Origin of the sequence: Archangium gephyra, from assembly GCF_042230915.1 — a bacterium.
Taxonomy (GTDB): Bacteria; Myxococcota; Myxococcia; order Myxococcales; family Myxococcaceae; genus Archangium; species Archangium gephyra_B.
This window is the reverse complement of sequence record NZ_CP102578.1, coordinates 3,740,026-3,758,746: the sequence shown is the minus strand read 5'-3', so window position 1 is coordinate 3,758,746 and position 18,721 is coordinate 3,740,026. Positions and strand designations below refer to the sequence as shown.

Sequence of the window (18,721 nt, the reverse complement as noted above, 5' to 3'; positions counted from 1 at the left end):
CCCCGGGCTTCATCATCTCGAAAATCACTGGTGACTTGGGAACTCGCCTAACGCCGCCGCCTCAGTTGCGCAGCGGCTTGCCCTTCTCGAGCATGAACATCAGCCGGTCCTGCGTCTTCTCCTCGCCGCACAGGCTGAGGAACGCCTCCAGCTCCAGCTCCAGCAGCCGCTCCTCGGTGACGAGCACGGAGGGGCTGGTGTCGCCGCCGGTGAGCACGCGCGCCAGCTTCTGGGCGATCTTCCGGTCGTGCGCGGACACCTGTCCGTTGAGCTCCATGTCGTAGAGCATCATGTCGATGGTGGCGTAGCCGCTGGCGCCGGGCAGGCGGAAGCGCGTGGGGCGCGGCGCGCGGAAGCCCGCATTCGCCATGCCGAGCACCCGCTGCTTGGCGTCCGAGAGCAGGAAGTCGCGGTTGGCGCTGATGCCGTCGTTGGCGTTGAGGAAGCCCAGCTCGCGCGCCTCCTCGGCGCTGGTGGCCACCTTCGCGGTGCCGATGGCCAGGAACACCTTCTTGATGAAGGGGAAGGCGTCGAAGTCCTTGTCCGCCGAGTACGCGCCGTACACGTTGCGCAGCAGCTGCATGGTGCCGCCGCCGCCGGGGATGAGGCCCACGCCCACCTCGACCAGGCCCATGTACAGCTCGGCCGAGGCCTGGATGGCGTTGCCGCCCATGGCCGACTCGGCGCCGCCGCCGAGCGTCAGGTTGAAGGGCGCCGTGACCACCGGCACCGGGCTGTAGCGCATGCGCTGGTTGGCCGCCTGGAAGCCCGACGCCATCTTGCGGATGGCCTCGAACTCGTCGCTCTTGGCCGCCATCAGCAGCGCCATGATGTTGGCGCCCGCCGAGAAGTTCGCCCCATCGTTGCCGACCACGAGCCCGCGGAAGTTCTTCTCCGTCTCGTCCAGGGCCGTGTTCATCATCGCGATGATGCTGTCGTCGATGGAGTTCATCTTCGAGTGGAACTCCAGCAGCGTCACCCCATCACCCATGTCCCACAGGCTGGCGGACTCGTTGCCGGTGATCTTCTTGTTGCCGCGCTTGAGGTACTCCACGCGCGCCGTGCGGGCGTTCTCCGGCACCACCTTCACGGACTTGCTGGGGATGTCCCAGTAGGTGTCCTTGCCGCCCTCCACGCCGTAGAAGGACGTGCGGCCCTTGGCGAGCATCTCCTCCACCCAGGCGGCGGGCTTGAGGCCCAGCTCCTTCATCCGCTCCACGCCCTTCTTCACGCCGTAGGCATCCCACGTCTCGAAGGGCCCCAGGTCCCAGGCGAAGCCCCAGCGCATGCCGCGGTCGATGTTGACCACGTCGTCGGCGATCTCCGGGATGCGGCGGCTGGCGTAGGCGAGCACGTCGAGCGTGATCCGCTCGGCGAACTTGGCGGCCTTGTCCTGGCCGTTGAGCACGGTGGCCACGCGCTCGCGCACGTTCTCCACGTCCTTGGCGGCGCCCAGCGACTCGTAGCGCACCTTGACCTGCGGCCGGTACTCCAACGTCTTCAGGTCCAGCGCGAGGATGTCCTTGCCACCGGCGCTCTTGTCCTTCTTGTAGAAGCCGCCGCCGCTCTTGTCGCCGAGCATCCCCTTGGCGACCATCTTCTGGAGGAAGTCGGGGATGGCGAAGACCTCACGCTCCTCGTCCTGGGTGAGCGTGTCGTAGCAGTTCTTCGCCACGTGGCTGAAGGTGTCCAGGCCGACGATGTCCGCGGTGCGGAACACGGCGGACTTGGGGCGGCCCATGGCGGGGCCGAAGATCTTGTCCACCTCCTCGATGGACAGCTCCGCCTTCTGCATCTCCGAGATGGTGCGCATCATCCCGTAGGTGCCCACGCGGTTGGCGATGAAGTTGGTGGTGTCCTTGCCGTAGACGATGCCCTTGCCGAGCACCTCCTCGCCAAAGCGGTGGATGCTCTTCACCACCTCGGGGTCCGTCTCCGGGCCCGCCACGAGCTCCAAGAGCTTCATGTAGCGCACGGGGTTGAAGAAGTGGGTGACGAGGAAGTTCTTGCGGAAGGCGGCGCCGCGGCCCTCGAGCATGCCCTTGATGGACAGGCCCGAGGTGTTGGAGCTGATGATGGCGTCCTTGCGCGCGTGCTGCTCCACCTTGGCGAACAGGGCCTGCTTGACGGCCATGTCCTCCTTCACCACCTCGATGACCCAGTCGCACTCGGCCAGCCGGCCCAGGTCGTCCTCGAAGTTGCCCACCTCGATGGCCGTGAACACCTGCTCGGACACGATGGGGCTGGGCTTCTGCTTGCGCATGTTGGCCAGCGCCCCGAGGGCGAACTTGTTCTTGAAGGCCTTGGAGGCCGTGTCCTCGCCCGGTGCCGCCTTGGGCGGAACGATGTCCAGCAGGAGCGCGCGCACGCCCGAGTTGGCCAGGTGCGCGGCGATGCCGCTGCCCATCACGCCCGCGCCCAGAACTGCCACTTTGCGGATCCGCATCGTCATCGAAAGAGGCTCCCTGATTGAAAAAGGATGGCAGGAGACATTGCGCCGGTTGATTCAAAAGTCAACCCGCTCTTGAGCCCCCTGTCACCGGCGGGTGGGGGGTAAGGTGCGAGCCCCCATGGCCCGACTCGATCCGCACTCGTACAACGACGACACCCAACCCGAGACCGAGACCCTCACCTGGAAGGCGCGCGTGGACTTCCGCACGCGCCGACTGCACGCGGAGGCCACCCTTACCCTGAGGGAAGCATCCGCCGGCCCGCTGGACCTGGACACGAGGGAGTTGGAGATCCGCTCGGTGGTGGACGCTCACGGCAAGCCCCTGCCCTTCCTGGTGTCCCCGCCCGAACCGATCCTCGGCAGCCGCCTGCGGGTGGAGCTGAGCCCGGGCACCAGGCAGCTCACCATCCGCTACCGGACATCCCCGCAGGCGAGCGCGCTGCAGTGGCTGACGTCGGCGCAGACGGCGGGAGGCCAGTACCCGTACCTCTTCAGCCAGTGCCAGGCGATCCACGCACGCTCGGTGGTACCGCTCCAGGACACGCCGCGAATCCGCATCCGCTACAAGGCGGAGCTGACGGTGCCCAAGGAGCTCAAGGCGGTGATGGCGGCGGGCTTCACCGGGCGCGAGGAGCAGGGCGTGGAGGCGGTGGAGCGCTACGAGATGCCACAGCCGATTCCGCCCTACCTGCTGGCCTTCGCGGTGGGGAGGCTGGCGGCGAAGGAGCTGGGGCCGCGCTCGCGCGTCTGGGCCGAGCCCGAGGTGCTCGAGGAGGCGGCCGAGGAGTTCGAGGACGTGGACGCCATGCTGCGCGCGGCGGAGGATCTCTTCGGCGGGTATGACTGGGAGCGGTTCGACTTGCTGACGATGCCGCCCTCGTTCCCGTACGGGGGCATGGAGAACCCGAGGCTGACGTTCCTGACGCCCACGCTGCTGGCGGGGGACAAGAGCCTGGTGAGCGTGGTGGCGCACGAGCTGGCGCACTCGTGGACGGGCAACCTGGTGACGAACGCGTCGGCCGAGCACTTCTGGCTGAACGAGGGTTTCACCGTGTTCGCCGAGCGGCGCATCATCGAGGCGCTCTACGGGGAGGACGTGGCGAAGCTGCACGCGGCGCTGGGACGGCGCGCGCTGGAGGACGCGGTCCATCACTTCAAGGAGCATCCGCAGCTCACGGCACTGCGCACGCACCTCGCGGGCGTGGCTCCGGACGAGGCCTTCTCGCAGGTGCCCTACGAGAAGGGCTACCTGCTGTTGCGAGCGGTGGAGAACGCGGTGGGCCGGCCCGCCTTCGACGCCTTCCTCAAGCGCTACCTGGAGGCGCACCGCTTCCAGGCGCTCACCACGGAGCAGTTCACGGCGTTCGTGGACAAGCACCTGCCGGGGGCGCTGGCGAAGGTGGACGCGGAGGCGTACCTGAACAAGCCGGGCATTCCGGGCAGCGCGCCGGTGCCGCGCTCGGAGCGGCTGGAGCGGATGACGAAATACAAGACCAAGGTGCCCACGGTGGAGGAGGTGAAGGACTGGACCCCGGCCGAGTGGCAGCTCTACATCCAGTCGCTGCCGCAGGGGACGTCGCGCGACGTGTTCCGGCAGTTGGACGAGCGCTTCCACCTGACAAAGAGCCACAACGCGGAGGTGCTGGTGTCGTGGCTGGCGGCGTCGCTGCGGGCGGGCTGGGGGCCGGCGCTGGGACGCACCGAGTCCTTCCTGGGCGAGGTGGGACGCATGAAGTACCTCAAGCCGCTCTATGGGGCGCTGGCGAGCACCACCGAAGGCAAGGCGCTGGCGCGCAGCCTGTTCAACCGCTACGCCGAGCGCTACCACCCCATCGCCCGGGCCGCAGTCGAGTCCATCCTCAACCGCGCGTAGCCGCGAAACCCACCGAGGCGTCGGCTTCGAGTCCCGCCGCTTCCACTGGATGCAACAAGGCCCCGGCCGCCATCAGGCGAGCCGGGGTTTTCTTTTTGGGCCGAAGCCGCGAGGGACAGCCGGATGAACTGGCCGTGCTCGTGACGCTGGACCTGGAGCTTCGGCGCGGGGTGCCGGTGGCTGCAACGCCACGGCCGCACGCCTGGAGCCCAGGCAGGAGTTCCAGGGCTCTCGAGTGGCTCGAGCGCGGCTATCACATTCCACGTCCTCGCCATCCATCCCACCGACAGACCTGATGAATCAAGGGCCGTGCCTCCAACACCCCAGTGGGACCTCAGCTCGGGAGGCTCGTAGCCCTCTTCTCTTGGAGGGGTACAGACGATGCAGACGAGCGACAGGAAGGAGAGGGATAAAGCCGGCCCGAAGGGCGAGGGGAAGTCCGTCGAGACCGTGTTCCCGCCTCCCGAAAGCGTATTGATCGAAGCTGGCCAGTTCGCCGCCCGGCTGTCGCATTCGCAAGAGAGCCTCTGGCTCCTCCACAAGCTGGTGCCCCAGCCCACCTACAACGAGTCGCTCGCGTTCCGCATCGCGGGGCCGCTGCACGCGGACCTCCTGCAGGAGGCCCTGCGCCTCGTCACCGAGCGCCATGCCGCCCTGCGAACGACCTTCGTGGAAACCCGCCAGGGACTGCGCGCCGTGGTTCACGCTCACGCTCCGGTCCACAGCGAGCTCGTCGACCTGCGCCACCTGCCCGCGCCAGTGGCCTCGCAACGAGCCGAGGAGCTCCTCCATGAGCGCTACCGCCGCCCGTTCGCCTTGGACAAGGGGCCGCTCTTGCGCGCCATCATCGTGCTGCTCCCCGGCGAGCAGCGCCTTTTCGGCCTCACCCTCCACCACCTCGTCACGGACGGCTGGAGCTTCGGAATCATCCTCGGTGAGCTCGGCGCCCACTATCGCTCTCTGGTCTCGACGAGCAGGCCCGCGGAGTTAGCGCCCCTCCCCGTCCAGTACACCGATCATGCCGAGCAATCTCGCGAGGCTTACGAGCGGGGAGAGCTCGATGAGAAGCTCTCCTTCTGGAAACGCATGCTCGAAGGAGGACCTGGGCTGTTGACGCTGCCCACCGACCGACCACGTCCGGCGGTCCAGACCTTTGATGGCGCGACCTGCTCCATCACTGTGCCGCGAAGCACTCTCGCTCCGCTCATCGAGCTCTGCCGCCGGGAGTGCGGCAGCACCGAATTCCTGGTCCTGCTGTCCGCCTACGCCACCCTGCTCTGGCGCTACACCGGGCAAGACAAGATCGCCGTCGGCACCACCCTCCTGAACCGAGGCAACGCCCACCAGCGGAGCGTGGTGGGTTGCTACGTCAATACCGCAGCCCTGCTCTTCGACCTGGACGAGAGCACAACCTTCAGGTCCCTCCTGACCCGAACCACGGACGTCTGGGCAGACATCCTTGAGCACCAGGACGCGCCCTTTCCCAAGGTCCTGGAGCGGCTCGGGATCGAATACGATCCGAGCCATAGCCCGGTCTTCCAGACCATGCTGACTTCGCTCGGCAAACGGAAGACGCTCGACCTCGGCGAGGGTTTCGAGTGCTCCCCCCATCGGCTCCGGCGCGTCGCCGCGAAGTTCGAGCTGCTCGTCTACGTCACCGAAGTCGAGGACCAGCTCGAGTTCGAGGTGGAGTTCAACACGGACCTCTTCGACCCGGCCACCGTCGAGCGGATGCTCACCCACTACGTCCACCTGCTCGAGCAGCTCCCCGCCAACTTCGACACCCCTGTCTCTCGCGTCTCGATCCTGCCGGAGCCCGAGAGGCGCCTCCTCCTCGAGGTATGGAACGACACGCGGGTGGAGGTCCCGCGCAGTACCGTGATTGATGCCTTCGAGGCGCAGGCGGCGAAGACTCCCGACGCCGTCGCGGTCGAATTCGACGACCGCACCCTGACATACGCCGAGCTCCACCGCCTGACCAACCGCGTCGCCAGGGCGTTGACCACGGCCCAGGTCCCATCGGGCGGGTTCGTCGGCGTGTACATGGAGCGGTCCATCGACATGGTGGTGGCCCTGGTCGCCATCGTCAAAGCGGGCATGGCGTACGTGCCCATCGACCCAGAGTACCCCGCGGATCGCATCCGCTACATGATCGCGGATTCGCAGGTGCCGCTGGTCCTCACCCAGGAGCACCTTCGCTCCGCGCTCTCGAGCGGTCCCGGCAAACCGGTGACCCTCGCCGAGCTGGTGCTCGGCTGCGAAGACGACAGCGACGTGGCGCGCGCGCTGACGTTCGATTCCCGCGTGTACATGATCTACACCTCGGGCTCCACCGGGCGCCCCAAGGGGGTCATCAACCGGCATGGCTCGCTCTTCAATCGCCTGTACTGGATGCAGTCCGAGTACCCGCTCACCGGCGACGACCGCGTGTTGCAGAAGACCCCGTTCAGTTTCGACGTGTCGGTCTGGGAGTTCTTCTGGCCCCTGATGTACGGCGCGCGCATCGTCGTGGCCAGGCCCGGCGGCCACCGCGACGCGGAGTACCTCAAGCACCTCATCCGCGACAAGCGGATCACCACGCTTCACTTCGTCCCCTCGATGCTGAGCGTCTTCCTCGAAGAAGAGGAGCTGACGGCCTGCTGTGGCTCACTGCGCCGGGTGTTCTGCAGCGGTGAGGCCCTGCCCTACCAGACCGTGGAGGACTTCTACCGCAACGTGCCGTGCCGGCTGCACAACCTCTACGGGCCGACGGAGGCCGCGATCGATGTCTCCTACTGGCCGTGCTCGCTCGACTATCCGGGCAAGATCGTGCCTATCGGGAAGCCGATCGCGAACACCTCACTCTACATCGTCGACAAGCTGCTGCAGCTCCAGCCGATCGGGGTTCCCGGTGAGCTGTGCATCGGCGGCGCCGGGCTGGCCGAGCGCTACCATCAGCGCGACGACTTGACGAAGAAAGCCTTCGTCGCGGACCCCTTCTCTCGGGAGCCTGGCGCCCGCATGTACCGGACCGGCGATCTGGCCAGGTACATGGCTGACGGCCAGCTCGAATACCTGGGGCGCATCGACAACCAGGTCAAGCTCCGCGGCTTCCGCATCGAACTGGGCGAGATCGAGGCCGTGGTGCGAAGCGCGCCTGGCGTGAGGAACGCCGTCGTCGTCCTCCATCAAGCACCGAGCAGCAAGCTCCTGGTGGCCTACGTTGCCGCCGATGAGGTCGACCCACAGAGGCTCCGAGACCATCTGAAGACGCAACTCCCCGAATTCATGATCCCACGGCTCTTCATCTCCGTTCCGGAGATTCCCACCACCGCGAACGGCAAGGTGGATCGAAGAGCGCTGCCGGATCCGCTCACCGCCACCCGCCCGGATGCGCCCGAGGCGGGCGCACCGGCCACGACACTGGCTCCCCCCTCGACGAAGGAGGAGGCGATCTTGCTCCGCATCTGGAGCGAGGTGCTCGGCGTCGCTCACCTCGGCGTGGACAGCAACTTCTTCCGCCTCGGCGGCGACTCCATCTTGAGTATCCGGATCGCCGCGCGCCTGCGCGAGCTCGGGTATCACGTCGATGTTCGGGACATCTTCGCCAACCCCACGGTCCGGCAGCTCGCACGGCACCTGACGACAACGCACCGTCATGCAGCAGTGGCAGCGCCCTCGGAGCCGGCGTTTCACCTGATAGACGCGGCGACCCGGCGGCAGCTTCCGTCTTCTGTCGAGGACGCCTGGCCGCTGACCCGGCTCCAGTCGGGAATGATCTACCACTCGCTGATGAACAAGGGCTCGGCGGTCTATCACGACATCTTCTCGTATGACCTCCGAGCGCCGGTGGAGGAGAAGCACCTGCGCCAGGCGGTGCAGGTGGTCGTGATGCGCCACCCCCAGCTGCGCTCGTGGTTCGAGCTCCACGAATTCGACGAACCGCTGCAGCTCGTCGGCAGCGAGGTGGAGGTGCCCCTGGAGCTCGTCGACGTGACGGCACTGCCACGCGAGGCCCAGGACGCGGTGATCGCGCGCCGGGCCGAGGAGGAGAAGCGCCGCGACTTCGATCTGGAGGCCCCACCACTGCTGCGCTGCTGGGTTCACGTGCGCTCGGCCGACGAGTTCACGTTCACGCTCTCGTTCCACCACGTCATCCTGGACGGCTGGAGCGTGGCCGTGGTGCTCGACGAACTGCGCCGGGTCTACGCCGACCTCCTTGGCGGACGCCCGACCCCCCTCGAGCGGGAGCTGGTTCCCTACAGCACGTACGTGGCGCTGGAGCGCCGGGCGATCGAGGATCCGAGCCACATCACCTTCTGGCGCGACCACCTGGCCAGCATCCCGGAGCCGTTCTTGCTCGGCCCGCCATCCGGCGCTCCCGGCGGGGCGGGCAAGCAAGCCGCGGTGCCGGCCTCGGTAGAGCGGACGGTCCCGCCCGAGCTGACGTCAGCGCTGCGGGGCCTCGTGGAAAGGCTCGGGCTGCCGATCAAGAGCGCGTTCCTGGCGCTCCACCTCCATGCGCTGGGAGAGGTCACCGGCCGAGGAGACGTGGTCTCCGGGCTGGTGGTCAATGGGCGCCCCGAGGTCTCGGGCGGAGAGCGGTGCGTCGGCCTGTTCCTCAACACCCTCCCGGTGGCGCTGCAGCTGCGCGCGGAACCCTGGCCCGCGCGCGTGGAGCGGGTCTTCTCTCTCGAGCAGGACACCGCCCCGTACCGCCGCGCGCCCCTCGCCGAGCTCTTGAAGCTCACCAAGCACAAGGAGCTGTTCGACGTCCTCTTCAACTACACGAAGTTCCACGTCTATCAGTCCGACGGCGACGACCTCGTCAAGATCACCGGCGCGCAGTACTTCGAGCAGACCAACTTCAGCGCCGTGGTGCACGCGCATTTCGACAGCTTCACCGAGCGCATGACGCTGGTGGTCAACTACGACGCGGCCCGGGTGGATGGCAGGCTGATCGGCCGCTACCTCGACTGCTATCTCGAGGCAGCGGGGGCCGCGGCGTCGAGCGCCGAGGCACCTTCGCCAGCGACGCGCGCCAGCGGCGCCGAGCGCTCGCCCACCGCGCCCCCCGCTGCCACGAGCCCCGCCTCGCGAGCACTACACGCCGCACCACGCAGTGGCCTTGAGCAGCAGATCCTCGACGTCGTCGCCGCCGTCACCCATACCACCGGGGTGGGGCTCGACGACAACTACCTCGAGCTCGGGGTGGACTCGATCAGCGCGATCCGGTTGGTGGCCCGGCTCAATCGGCTCGGAATCAAGGTCTCCCTGCAGGACGTATTCGAGCACCCGACCGTCCGCAAGCTCGCCGCCCGGGCCCGGACGGCTCGTCCATCCGGCGAGGCGCAAGGGCCAGCGGCCCCCTTTGAGCTGGCCGGCGCGTCCGCTCCGCATGCGCCCCCCGGAGTGATCGACGGCTACCCGGCCACTTCGCTGCAGCTCGACATGATCCGCGCTCACCGGGCCGACGTCGCGCAGGCGGTCTACCACGACCTCTTCAGCTACCGCCTCGCGCTTCCCCTGAACGAGACGCTGCTTCGCCGCGCGTTGCGGAGCGTTACCGATCGCCACGAGGCGCTCCGTACCGCCTTTGCCCTCAAGGCCGAGCCCACTCCCCTGCAGTGGGTCTACGCCGCCGTCACGCCGCACCTGGAGGTCTTCGATCTCTCCGAGCTGCGCGAGGAGGACCAGGCGGCAGGGTTCGACGCCTGGTTCGATCGCGAACGCGCCACCGACTTCGACGTCACCCGGCCGTCACTCGTGAGGTTCTTCGCACACCGGCACGGGCCGGCGTCCTTCACCCTGACGCTGAGCTTCCACCACGCCATCCTCGATGGCTGGAGCCTGTCCTTGCTGATTCGCGAACTGGTCTCGCGCTACAGCGCCGCCCTGCGGCAGGGCGACGAGCCCATGCCGGGCGTCCTCCCACCCAAGTACCGGGACTACGTGAAGGTGGAACTCGAGAGCCGGGAGTCGGCGGAGGCGGGCGCCTTCTGGCAAGACGAGCTGCGCGGCGCGACGTACACCGCGCTGCCTCGGCCGCCGCAGCACGGAGCGCAGGCGCGCTGGAGCGAGACCAAGGTGGCGCTCGACCGGCCTCGGCAAGACGCGCTGACGGCGCTGGCCAGCCGCGCCGGCGTCCCCGTGAAGTACAGCCTGCTCGCCGTGCACCTCGCCACCCTGGGAATGCTGAGCCGGCAGACGGACGTGCTGACCGCCACCTTCGTGAACGGCCGGCCGGAGGAAGAAGGGAGCGACGAGGTACTGGGCCTGTTTCTGAACTTCATGCCGTTTCGCCAGGCGATCGCTCGCCGCACCTGGCGCAAGCTCCTCGAGGAGACGTTTGCCAGCGACTGCCGCAGGCTGCCCCACCGGCGCTACCCGCTGGCGAGCATTCAGCGCGACCTCGGCCACAACCGGCTCATGGAGACGGCCTTCAACTATACCCAGTTCAAGGCGTATGCCGACATGGCCAGCGACGGCACTCCGAACGCTGGCCCCCAGCTCGTCAGTGGCGTCCGTTGGTTCGAGCACACGAGCTTCCACCTCCTGGTCAACGCTGGCTACGACATCCGCCAGGAGCAGATGATCATCACTCTCAACGCCGACGGGCGGGTGCTGCCGCAGTGGAGCGTCGAGGTGCTCGGCGCACTCTTCGATGCGGCCTTGACGCGGATGATCACTCACGAGGAGACCCTGGTCACCGAGCCCTCCGCGGAGATGACCCGCCTGGCCGCAGCGCTGATGGCCTCCGGGTAGCGGCCGCCCCCTACACATCCACCAACCCAAAGGAGAGACTCATGTCAAAGGAACTTCGCAGCACGGAACCGGTGATCAGCTCGTACCAGCAGTCCGATGGGTACCGCTCTCACTTCCGCCGCTGGGGCCGCCCCGAAGGGGGTGACGTCGTGGTGCTCCTTCACGGCGGCATCAGCCACTCCGGCTGGCAGGCGCCGCTCGGCGAGGCCCTTACCTCGACCTCGGACATCACCTTCATCGCGATGGATCGCCGCGGTTCCGGCCTCAACACCGAGGCACGGGGGCACCTGCTCTCCGAGGAGCGGGAGCTCGAGGACGTCACCTCGTTCCTCAGGGACGTGGCCGGCTCCTTCCACCGGGTCCACCTCGCCGGCTGGTGCTTCGGCGGGCTGGTGGCCTCGATCGCCGCCGCCCGGCTCGCCGCGCAGGGGATCCTCTCCAGCCTCATCCTCGTCGCGCCGGGCTTCGTTTTCAACGAGCGCTACAGCGACGTGCTGAGGTTGTCGATGCAGGCCGTCTTCGAGGTCGTCGAGGAGTTCGGTCTCATGCCGGATCCGCAGAGGGCCTTCGTACCGGTACCGCTGCAGCCCACCGATTTCACCGACAGGCACCAGTGGCAGCAGTTCGTCGTCGAAGACAAGCTCCGCCTCTCCAAGGTCACGCAAAACACGCTCAAGGTCTGGTACGAGCTCGCCGATCGCTCCCGGACGATCCTCGCGGATCTCGGCGGGCTCCCCGTGCTCGCCGTGTTCGGCAACCGCGACCGGCTCGTCGATAACGAGCGCGTGAAGGCGATGCTGATGCAGCACGTGCGCCCGGCGCCGGCCATCGAGTCGCTGGAAGCCCACCACGCGATCCAGTTCGAGGAGCCGCTCGCGCTCGCCAACCTCGTCACCCGATTCGTCTCGCGCCTGGAGCAGCATCACACCGCCGCCCCGGGGAACAGGCCGAGCGCGGCCACTTCCACGGCTCCCCTGAGCGAGGCGTGAGGAAAGGAGCCACCGCCGTGCCAACCAACGAACCTTCGAGTCACGCAGCGCCCCGGCACCACTCCACCTGCGTACACGACCTGATCGCCGCACAAGCAGCGAGCTCGCCAGACGCAACGGCGGTGATTAGCGACGAGGGCGTCCTCACCTATCGCCAGCTCGATCGCCGTGCCAACCAACTGGCGAATCACCTCGCAAGCCGAGGTGTGCGCCCCGGCGACTTCGTGGCCGTGCAACTCGAGCGCGGTCTCGACCTGCCCGTGGTCCTCGTGGGAATCCTCAAGGCCGGGGCAGCTTATGTCCCGATTGATCCACAGGCGCCCGCGGCGCGGCGCGAGTCCATCCTTGGCGCCACCCGCGCGAGGGTGCTCGTCACACACACGGCGCTGTACGATACCTCCGGACTCGACGCGGCGCGGCGCCTCGACGTCGACACGCCCGAGGTCTGGGACGGAGTCCCCGCGACGCCGCCCGCTGTTCACGTCGGCCCCGAGGACCTGATCTATGCCCTGTTCACCTCTGGCACGACAGGGGAGCCCAAGGGGGTACTGCTCGAGCACGGGGGGATCTCGAACACCCTCACCTGGATGGTGCGCGAATACGGGTTCTCGGCGGCCGATCGGATGCTGCAGCAGGCGCCGTACACCTTCGACGCGGCGGTCCTGGAGCTGTTCCTACCGCTCATCAGCGGAGGCAGCGTGGTCCTGGCCAGGCCCGGCGGGCAGCGGGATCCTCGCTATCTGGTCGAGACGGTACGGGACAGGGAGGTGACGATGCTGTTCCTGGTCCCCTCGATGCTGCGGTACGTCCTCGATGAGCCAGGGCTCGCGAAATGCCGGGCGCTACGGCACGTGCTCTGCGGCGGTGAGGCGCTCTCGCGCGAACTGGCGGAGCGCTTCTTCACCAGACTGGCCGTTCCGCTGCACAACCTCTATGGCCCCACCGAGACCTCCATCCTGGTCCTGACGTGGACGTGCCGCTCGGATGACAGCAGAGCCCATGTTCCGATCGGCACCCCGATCGACCACGTGGTGGCGCACGTCCTCGACGACACCGCGCGCCCCGTCCCAGCCGGCGAGGCCGGTGAGCTAGTCATCGGCGGGGTCTCGTTGGCGCGCGGATACCTGGGCGATCCCGACCTCACCGCACAGCGGTTCATCTTCGCGCCCGCGGTGGCACCGGGGACCAGGCTGTACCGGACGGGCGATCGCGTACGCAAGCACCCGGATGGAACGTTCGAATTCCTCGGGCGCCTCGACGAGCAGGTGAAGATCCAGGGCAACCGCATCGAGCTGCGGGAGATCGAGTCCCTCCTGCGAAAGGTTCCGAAGGTGCGCCAGGCGGCGGTGGTCGTGGAGTACGCCACCGCGACGGGACACCCCCATCTGGTGGCATACCTGGAGACCACGGACGGGCCGGTGCAGCTGCGCGAACTTCGCGCTCACCTTTCCCGTCACCTGCCCGGATATGCGATTCCCTCGCGGTTCAAGCTCGCCGAGCGGTTGCCTTTGTCCGCGCACGGCAAGCTCGACAAGGGCGCGCTGGCCCATCAGGCCACGGTTCCGCTCGCTGGAGAGACCGAGGACGAACACCCGCGCAGTGAGCTCGAGCAGAAGCTCGCTGACATCTGGTCGGAGCTCCTGCGTGTACCGAAGGTGGGGATCAAGGACGACTTCTTCGAGCTCGGCGGCGACTCGATCACCTGCCTCGAGGTGATCGAGCGGGCCAGGCAGCACGGGGTCACCCTCACCCCCGGGGACTTCTTCAAACTGCGACGAATCGAAAAGATCGCGACCGCTGTAAGGCAGCGGGCACAGATGCAGAACTGACCGCGCCGCCCGGTGGTGACCCAGCAAACGAAGCTCGACCAGGAGAGAGGCACCGATGACAGGCTCCTACAAATGGCGGGAACTCACGCTCATGGCCAGCAGCATGATCGCGATCGTCGGGACGACGGCGATCGCCGCATCGCTGCCGCACATGAGCGAGGCGTATGCCGCCGTCCCCAACGGCCGGTTCCTCGTGAACGTGGCACTCACCCTGCCCGCGCTGTCGGTGGCCGTGTGTAGCCCCTTCGTCGGCGTGGCCATCGATCGATGGGGGCGCAAGCGGCTCTTCATCCTGGCGATGATCCTCTACGGGCTGTCCGGGACGGCCGGCAGCGTCTTGGCCTCCTTGCCCGCCCTCTTGTTCAGTCGGCTCGTCCTAGGCGTCGCGGTCGCCGGCATCACCACCTGCGCCACCGCATTGCTCGCCGACCATGCCACCGAGCAGAAGCTCGGCAGTCTCATGGGCCGGCAATCCCTCTTCATGTCACTGGGCAACGTCGTCTTCGTCTCGCTGGGCGGCGTGCTGGCGGACCATCACTGGCGCCTGCCTTTCCTGCTCTACGCGGCGTCCTTCGTGATCCTTCCAGGGGTCATCTTCTCGATCAGCGAGCCGCGCGCGGCGCGAGGCCCACAGCGGCCGTCCTCCGGTTCCGGGGCCGAGGCATTGCCAGTCCGGCGGATCGCACTGCTCTACGCCCTCGGCTTCGTCAACATGGTGGTGTACTTCATGGTACCGGTCTACCTGCCGTTCCACCTGAGTTCCTTCCCCGGCAACAACAGCGCGCGCGTGGGTGGTCTGCTGGCGATCGTCGGGCTGAGCTGGGGAATCTCGTCCTCCCTGTACCACCGCATCCGGCAACACCTCACGTGCGAGCAGGTCGCGCTCGTCTCCCTCGCGCTCATGGGGATCGCCAACCTGATGATCGCCATGGCCTCGGGCTACGCCCTGGTCATCCCAGCGCTCGTCTTGATCGGCGCTGGGCTTGGCGTGTTCGTCCCCAACCTGAACGCATGGCTCTTGTCGTTTACCCCCGCGACGATGAAAGGACGCCTGATTGGCGGTCTCGTCTTCTTCGTGTTTCTCGGCCAGTTCGCCTCGCCCATCCTCACGCGTCCGCTGAACGCCGCCGTGGGCACCACGGGTAGCTACTTCGTCGGCGGAGCGCTGCTCCTCCTGCTGTCGCTCGGGACGGCGGGGGTGAGTCGAGCGATGCCGATAGAACTCTCCGCGAAGCGGGACGTTGAGTAGCAACCAGGGCCCCGCCAGCCGCATGTGGCGGGCCGCACCGCGATTGTACCCTCCTGCAGACCCCCCCAGGAGCAACAGCCATGAACGAAAGCACTCAGCGGCCCAGCTCGGCAAAGGCCAGTCCCAGGCCCTCCCTGCGCACCAAACTTCCCATCGCTCTCTATCTCGCCACGGGCTGCGCGACCGCTCCACAGATGGCCTCCGCCCCCGAGCCGCCGTCCACGCCACCGGAGCTCTCGCTGAGCGCACCCGTCGGTCGGCGCATCAATCCTCCCCAGCTTCCTCGGCCCAATGGCTACAGCCACGTCGTGGAGGTCCGCACCGGGCGCACCATCTACATCTCGGGACAGGTGGCGCTCGACGCCACAGGGAACATCGTCGGCGTCGGCGACTTCCGCGCCCAGACGGAGCAAGTCTTCGCCAACCTGTCTGGCGCGCTGAGCGCGGTGGGCGCCAACTTCGAGCACGTGGTGAAGCTGACGATCTTCGTCACCCACCTGGAGCCCGAGACGCTCTCCGTGCTCCGCGAGGTGCGAGATCGCCACATCGACGCCGCACACGGACCGGCCAGCAGCCTGGTGGAGGTGACCAGGCTGTTTCGCCCGGAGCTTCTCGTCGAGGTCGAAGCGATCGCAGTGATTCCCGATTGACTGCCCGGACGCGGCTCTGCTCGCTCGAGCGGAGCGCCGGAGCACCCAGGTACGGGCTGAAGCTGTCGCTGCTGGGACGGCACGATTCGCCGCCCGGCCACCTCGGCTGCACCCGCGCTCCTGACACGCCGCACCGTGCCCGGCTCGGCGCTCGCACTGGCCGGCACGAGCGCACCCGGCTGCACGGGACGCGGACAGCGGCCCGGGGCGGGTCAGAACTACGACGTCCTGGTCCAGGGCGGCACCGTCTATGACGGCACGGGCGCGCCAGGCGTGGCCGCGGACGTTGGCATCGCGGGAGGGCGCATCGTTGCCGTCGAGGCGCTGGCGGGAGCCGGGGCGCGCACCCTGCTCGATGCGCGCGGGCTCGCCGTTGCACCGGGCTTCATCGATTTGCACTCCCATGCGGATGGCACCCTGTTCGACGACCCGAATGCCGAGTGCGTCCTCCGCCAGGGCGTGACGACCGTGGTCGCCGGGCAGGATGGGTTCTCGCGAGCACCCGATGGCTCGGACCGCGGCTTCGGGAGCAACGGTGCGGGAGTCGGTCATCGGCGAGGAGAATCGTCCCGCCACGCCCGAGGAGAACTGGCCAGGATGGTGGCCCTCGTCGAGGCCGCGCTCGCCGAGAGTGCGTACGGTGCGTCCTCCCCGTGATTGCCGTCTCCTACGAATCGTCTGACCTCCTTCCTGACCTCCGACCCAGAATGCACGGCCGAGGCTCGCGGGGGAGGGAGGACGAGCGAACCCGGCACCAGACGCGAGCGGCCCGAGCCCCTTACTGCCCGAGCGACGAGGGTGGCGGCTTCGCGCTGAAGGAGGGCGCGTAGCACTCCCCCTGGTACTCGAAGAGGTCCTCCGGGCACGGGGCCTTGAGCTTGTGAGGCATCCAGCAGGCCCCCACCAGCTCGACCTCGGTGTAGCGCGTGCAGGGGGGGCGCTTCTGTCCCTTGAAGGGCTCTTTCGGCAGAGGTCGGGCGAGCACGGGTGGCCCCGGGGGGGTGGTGTCCGCGAGCCAGGCGCGGAAGTCCGACGTCTCGACTGCCGTGGGCACATCGTGGCGCAAGGGCGCTGGTAGGGCGCTCGGCGGTTGGGACACGGGGGCCAGACGCACCAGCGCGAGGAGCAGGGCTCCTACCGTAACGGCGCTCGCCACGCCCCATCCCAGACGCCACCGGAGGCGGGGCTCGTGGGGGCCGGACACGGCGCGGACCATGTGCTGCACTTCCTCGAGCACACCTTCCAACGTGAGCAGCAACGACTCCGCCGACTGCCTGTCCTGGGCCCTGGCCCAGCCGGTGTGCTCCACTTCCATGGCGGAGTAGCCGCGTGAGGCCCAGGTGCCGAGGAACACCCGCCAATCCTTCCGCGGTGCCTTGCCCTCCTCGGCGGCGTGTTTGCGCACCAGCGCCGTGGCCCCACTCGTCTCGCTCGTGGCCAGATAGAGTTCCTCCTGGCTGTCGTCGGACTGCTGCACCTGCTCCTGAATCAGGTACGGCCCCACCCGCTCCGCTCCCTCCCCGCTCGTTTCGGACTTCTTCTCCTCGTCCATGCGTGCTCCTCCCTGGCCTCCCCACATGCGGGCGGCCAGGTGCTCTTGTACGCATGGACCGAACCCTACTTCCAGGAGGTACCCGGTGCGTCAGGTGGGGGCCTACTCACGGGTACGTCGGGGATTAACCCCCTTCAGGTAAGTCCGCGAAGGGACAGCCCTGCGCGGTGGAAGAAGCCGCGCAGGGCTGAGTGGCGACGGGCAAGGCGGATGAAGGCCGAGCGCACCTGACGGTGAAGCTCTTCGACTGAGTTGGGGAGTGCATTGCGCATGTCGGCCTTCACCTGGCTGTTGCAGCCTTCCTCGGGATTGAGTTCCGGCGAGTAGGGCGGCAACTCTTCCAAGAAGAAGTCGTCCGGGTGAGCTTCAACCAGGGCCTTCACCTCGTGAGCGCGATGGGTGCCGAGCCTGTCCCACACCACCACGAGAGGACGGCCCGCCTTGCGCCGGAAGTGGCGCAGGGCAGCGGCGAGCTGCTTGCCGTGGATGCTGCCTTCGAAGTGCCGGGCGTACAGCCGCGCTGGCCTGCGGCCGCCAGGAGCCAGCAGAGCCACGACACTGGACACCTCACGCCGTTTGGACATGCGACGCAAGCGGGGCGGGTGTCCTACTGGTGCCCAGGTAGTGCCAAAGCGGGCCCGAAACGTACTACCTGTCTCGTCCACGCAGGCAATGGCCGCCCCTCTGCGACGAGCCCCCTTTTGATTCGTGGCCAGTCGCGTCTGAGCCAGGCTTCCACCAGCGACTCATTCCTCTCGAGCGCCTGTGCGCGGGGCTGCTGCGGCGAGAAGCCCAGGCGATGCAGTGGCTCGGCCAGATAGTTGGGGTTGTAGCTGACGCCAAAGTGGCCTCGGATGAGGAGGGCGACTCGCTTCAGCGTCCACCGCTCTGTTGGGAAGCCCGCTGCGATGGCCCCTGCTTTCAGCAGTCCTCTCAGCTCCTTCCATTGTTGCTGCGTCAGCTTGGAGGGGCGACCGGTGCGTGGTCGAGCTCTCAGTCCCGCCACGCCCTCTTGCTTCAACTTCCTGGACCATTCGCACACGGTGCTGGGGCTCACCCCCAGCCTCCGGGCTACCTCGCCCTGCGAATGGCGACCGCTACGCAGCAGCCGGACCGCTGCCTTGCGTCGCTCCTCCAACTGCTCGACCGTCAGCTTCCTGGGCTGCCACGCCATGAGAAGTCTTCCGCCTCCCCTATGGCGTAACCTCCGCTACCCTTCGGCAACTTCCCTGAAGGGGGTTAGTTCGAGAACTCCCTACCTCTCCGACCCCAACACCGGCGTGGCGATGTTCGAGTCCGCCGGCATCGTCGCCTACCTGCAGAAGACGTTCGGCGCTCCAGGCGCGTGAGCACTCGCGGTAATCCGGCTCGAGCCTGCGCTCC

General features: G+C 67.7%; 11 protein-coding genes. 7 read left to right on the top strand and 4 right to left on the bottom strand.

Annotated elements, in window-relative coordinates; all coding sequences use genetic code 11:
• Positions 1–61: 61 nt before the first annotated feature.
• Positions 62–2,452 carry a 3-hydroxyacyl-CoA dehydrogenase/enoyl-CoA hydratase family protein gene (locus NR798_RS15130; RefSeq protein WP_375772172.1) on the bottom strand — a complete coding sequence of 797 codons (2,391 nt, stop codon included), beginning with the start codon at positions 2,450–2,452 and terminating at the stop codon, positions 62–64.
• Between the two features lie 118 nt (positions 2,453–2,570).
• On the opposite strand from NR798_RS15130, the gene NR798_RS15125 reads away from it, so the two are divergent.
• The 7 genes from NR798_RS15125 to NR798_RS15095 all read left to right on the top strand — a co-directional run bounded on the left by NR798_RS15125 (position 2,571) and on the right by NR798_RS15095 (position 16,443).
• Positions 2,571–4,325, top strand: a complete 1,755-nt coding sequence (locus NR798_RS15125; RefSeq protein WP_375772171.1) for a M1 family metallopeptidase — start codon at positions 2,571–2,573, stop codon at positions 4,323–4,325.
• Positions 4,326–4,706: 381 nt separating this feature from the next.
• Complete coding sequence (locus NR798_RS15120) at positions 4,707–11,069, top strand: amino acid adenylation domain-containing protein (RefSeq protein ID WP_375772170.1); 6,363 nt, start codon at positions 4,707–4,709, stop codon at positions 11,067–11,069.
• A 41-nt stretch (positions 11,070–11,110) separates the two neighbouring features.
• Positions 11,111–12,058, top strand: a complete 948-nt coding sequence (locus NR798_RS15115) for an alpha/beta hydrolase (RefSeq protein ID WP_375772169.1) — start codon at positions 11,111–11,113, stop codon at positions 12,056–12,058.
• Positions 12,059–12,075: 17 nt separating this feature from the next.
• Positions 12,076–13,887: an amino acid adenylation domain-containing protein gene (locus tag NR798_RS15110; protein WP_375772168.1), complete on the top strand. Its 1,812-nt coding sequence runs from the start codon at positions 12,076–12,078 to the stop codon at positions 13,885–13,887.
• 55 nt (positions 13,888–13,942) lie between these two features.
• Positions 13,943–15,136, top strand: coding sequence for an MFS transporter (locus tag NR798_RS15105; RefSeq protein ID WP_375772167.1), 1,194 nt, complete (start codon positions 13,943–13,945; stop codon positions 15,134–15,136).
• An 80-nt stretch (positions 15,137–15,216) separates the two neighbouring features.
• Positions 15,217–15,786 carry a RidA family protein gene (locus tag NR798_RS15100; RefSeq protein ID WP_375772166.1) on the top strand — a complete coding sequence of 190 codons (570 nt, stop codon included), beginning with the start codon at positions 15,217–15,219 and terminating at the stop codon, positions 15,784–15,786.
• A 273-nt stretch (positions 15,787–16,059) separates the two neighbouring features.
• A complete protein-coding gene (locus NR798_RS15095; RefSeq protein WP_375772165.1) occupies positions 16,060–16,443 on the top strand; it encodes an amidohydrolase family protein in 384 nt (127 codons plus the stop codon).
• 121 nt (positions 16,444–16,564) lie between these two features.
• Here NR798_RS15095 and NR798_RS15090 read toward each other — a convergent pair whose 3' ends face one another.
• The 3 genes from NR798_RS15090 to NR798_RS15080 all read right to left on the bottom strand — a co-directional run bounded on the left by NR798_RS15090 (position 16,565) and on the right by NR798_RS15080 (position 18,512).
• Complete coding sequence (locus tag NR798_RS15090) at positions 16,565–17,338, bottom strand: hypothetical protein (protein ID WP_375772164.1); 774 nt, start codon at positions 17,336–17,338, stop codon at positions 16,565–16,567.
• A 134-nt stretch (positions 17,339–17,472) separates the two neighbouring features.
• Positions 17,473–18,003, bottom strand: a complete 531-nt coding sequence (locus tag NR798_RS15085; RefSeq protein ID WP_375769315.1) for a transposase — start codon at positions 18,001–18,003, stop codon at positions 17,473–17,475.
• Entirely contained in the window at positions 17,946–18,512 is a 567-nt protein-coding gene (locus NR798_RS15080; protein ID WP_375772163.1) for a winged helix-turn-helix domain-containing protein, read from the bottom strand. Before NR798_RS15080 ends, NR798_RS15085 begins: the two co-directional genes overlap by 58 nt.
• Positions 18,513–18,721 lie beyond the last annotated feature (209 nt).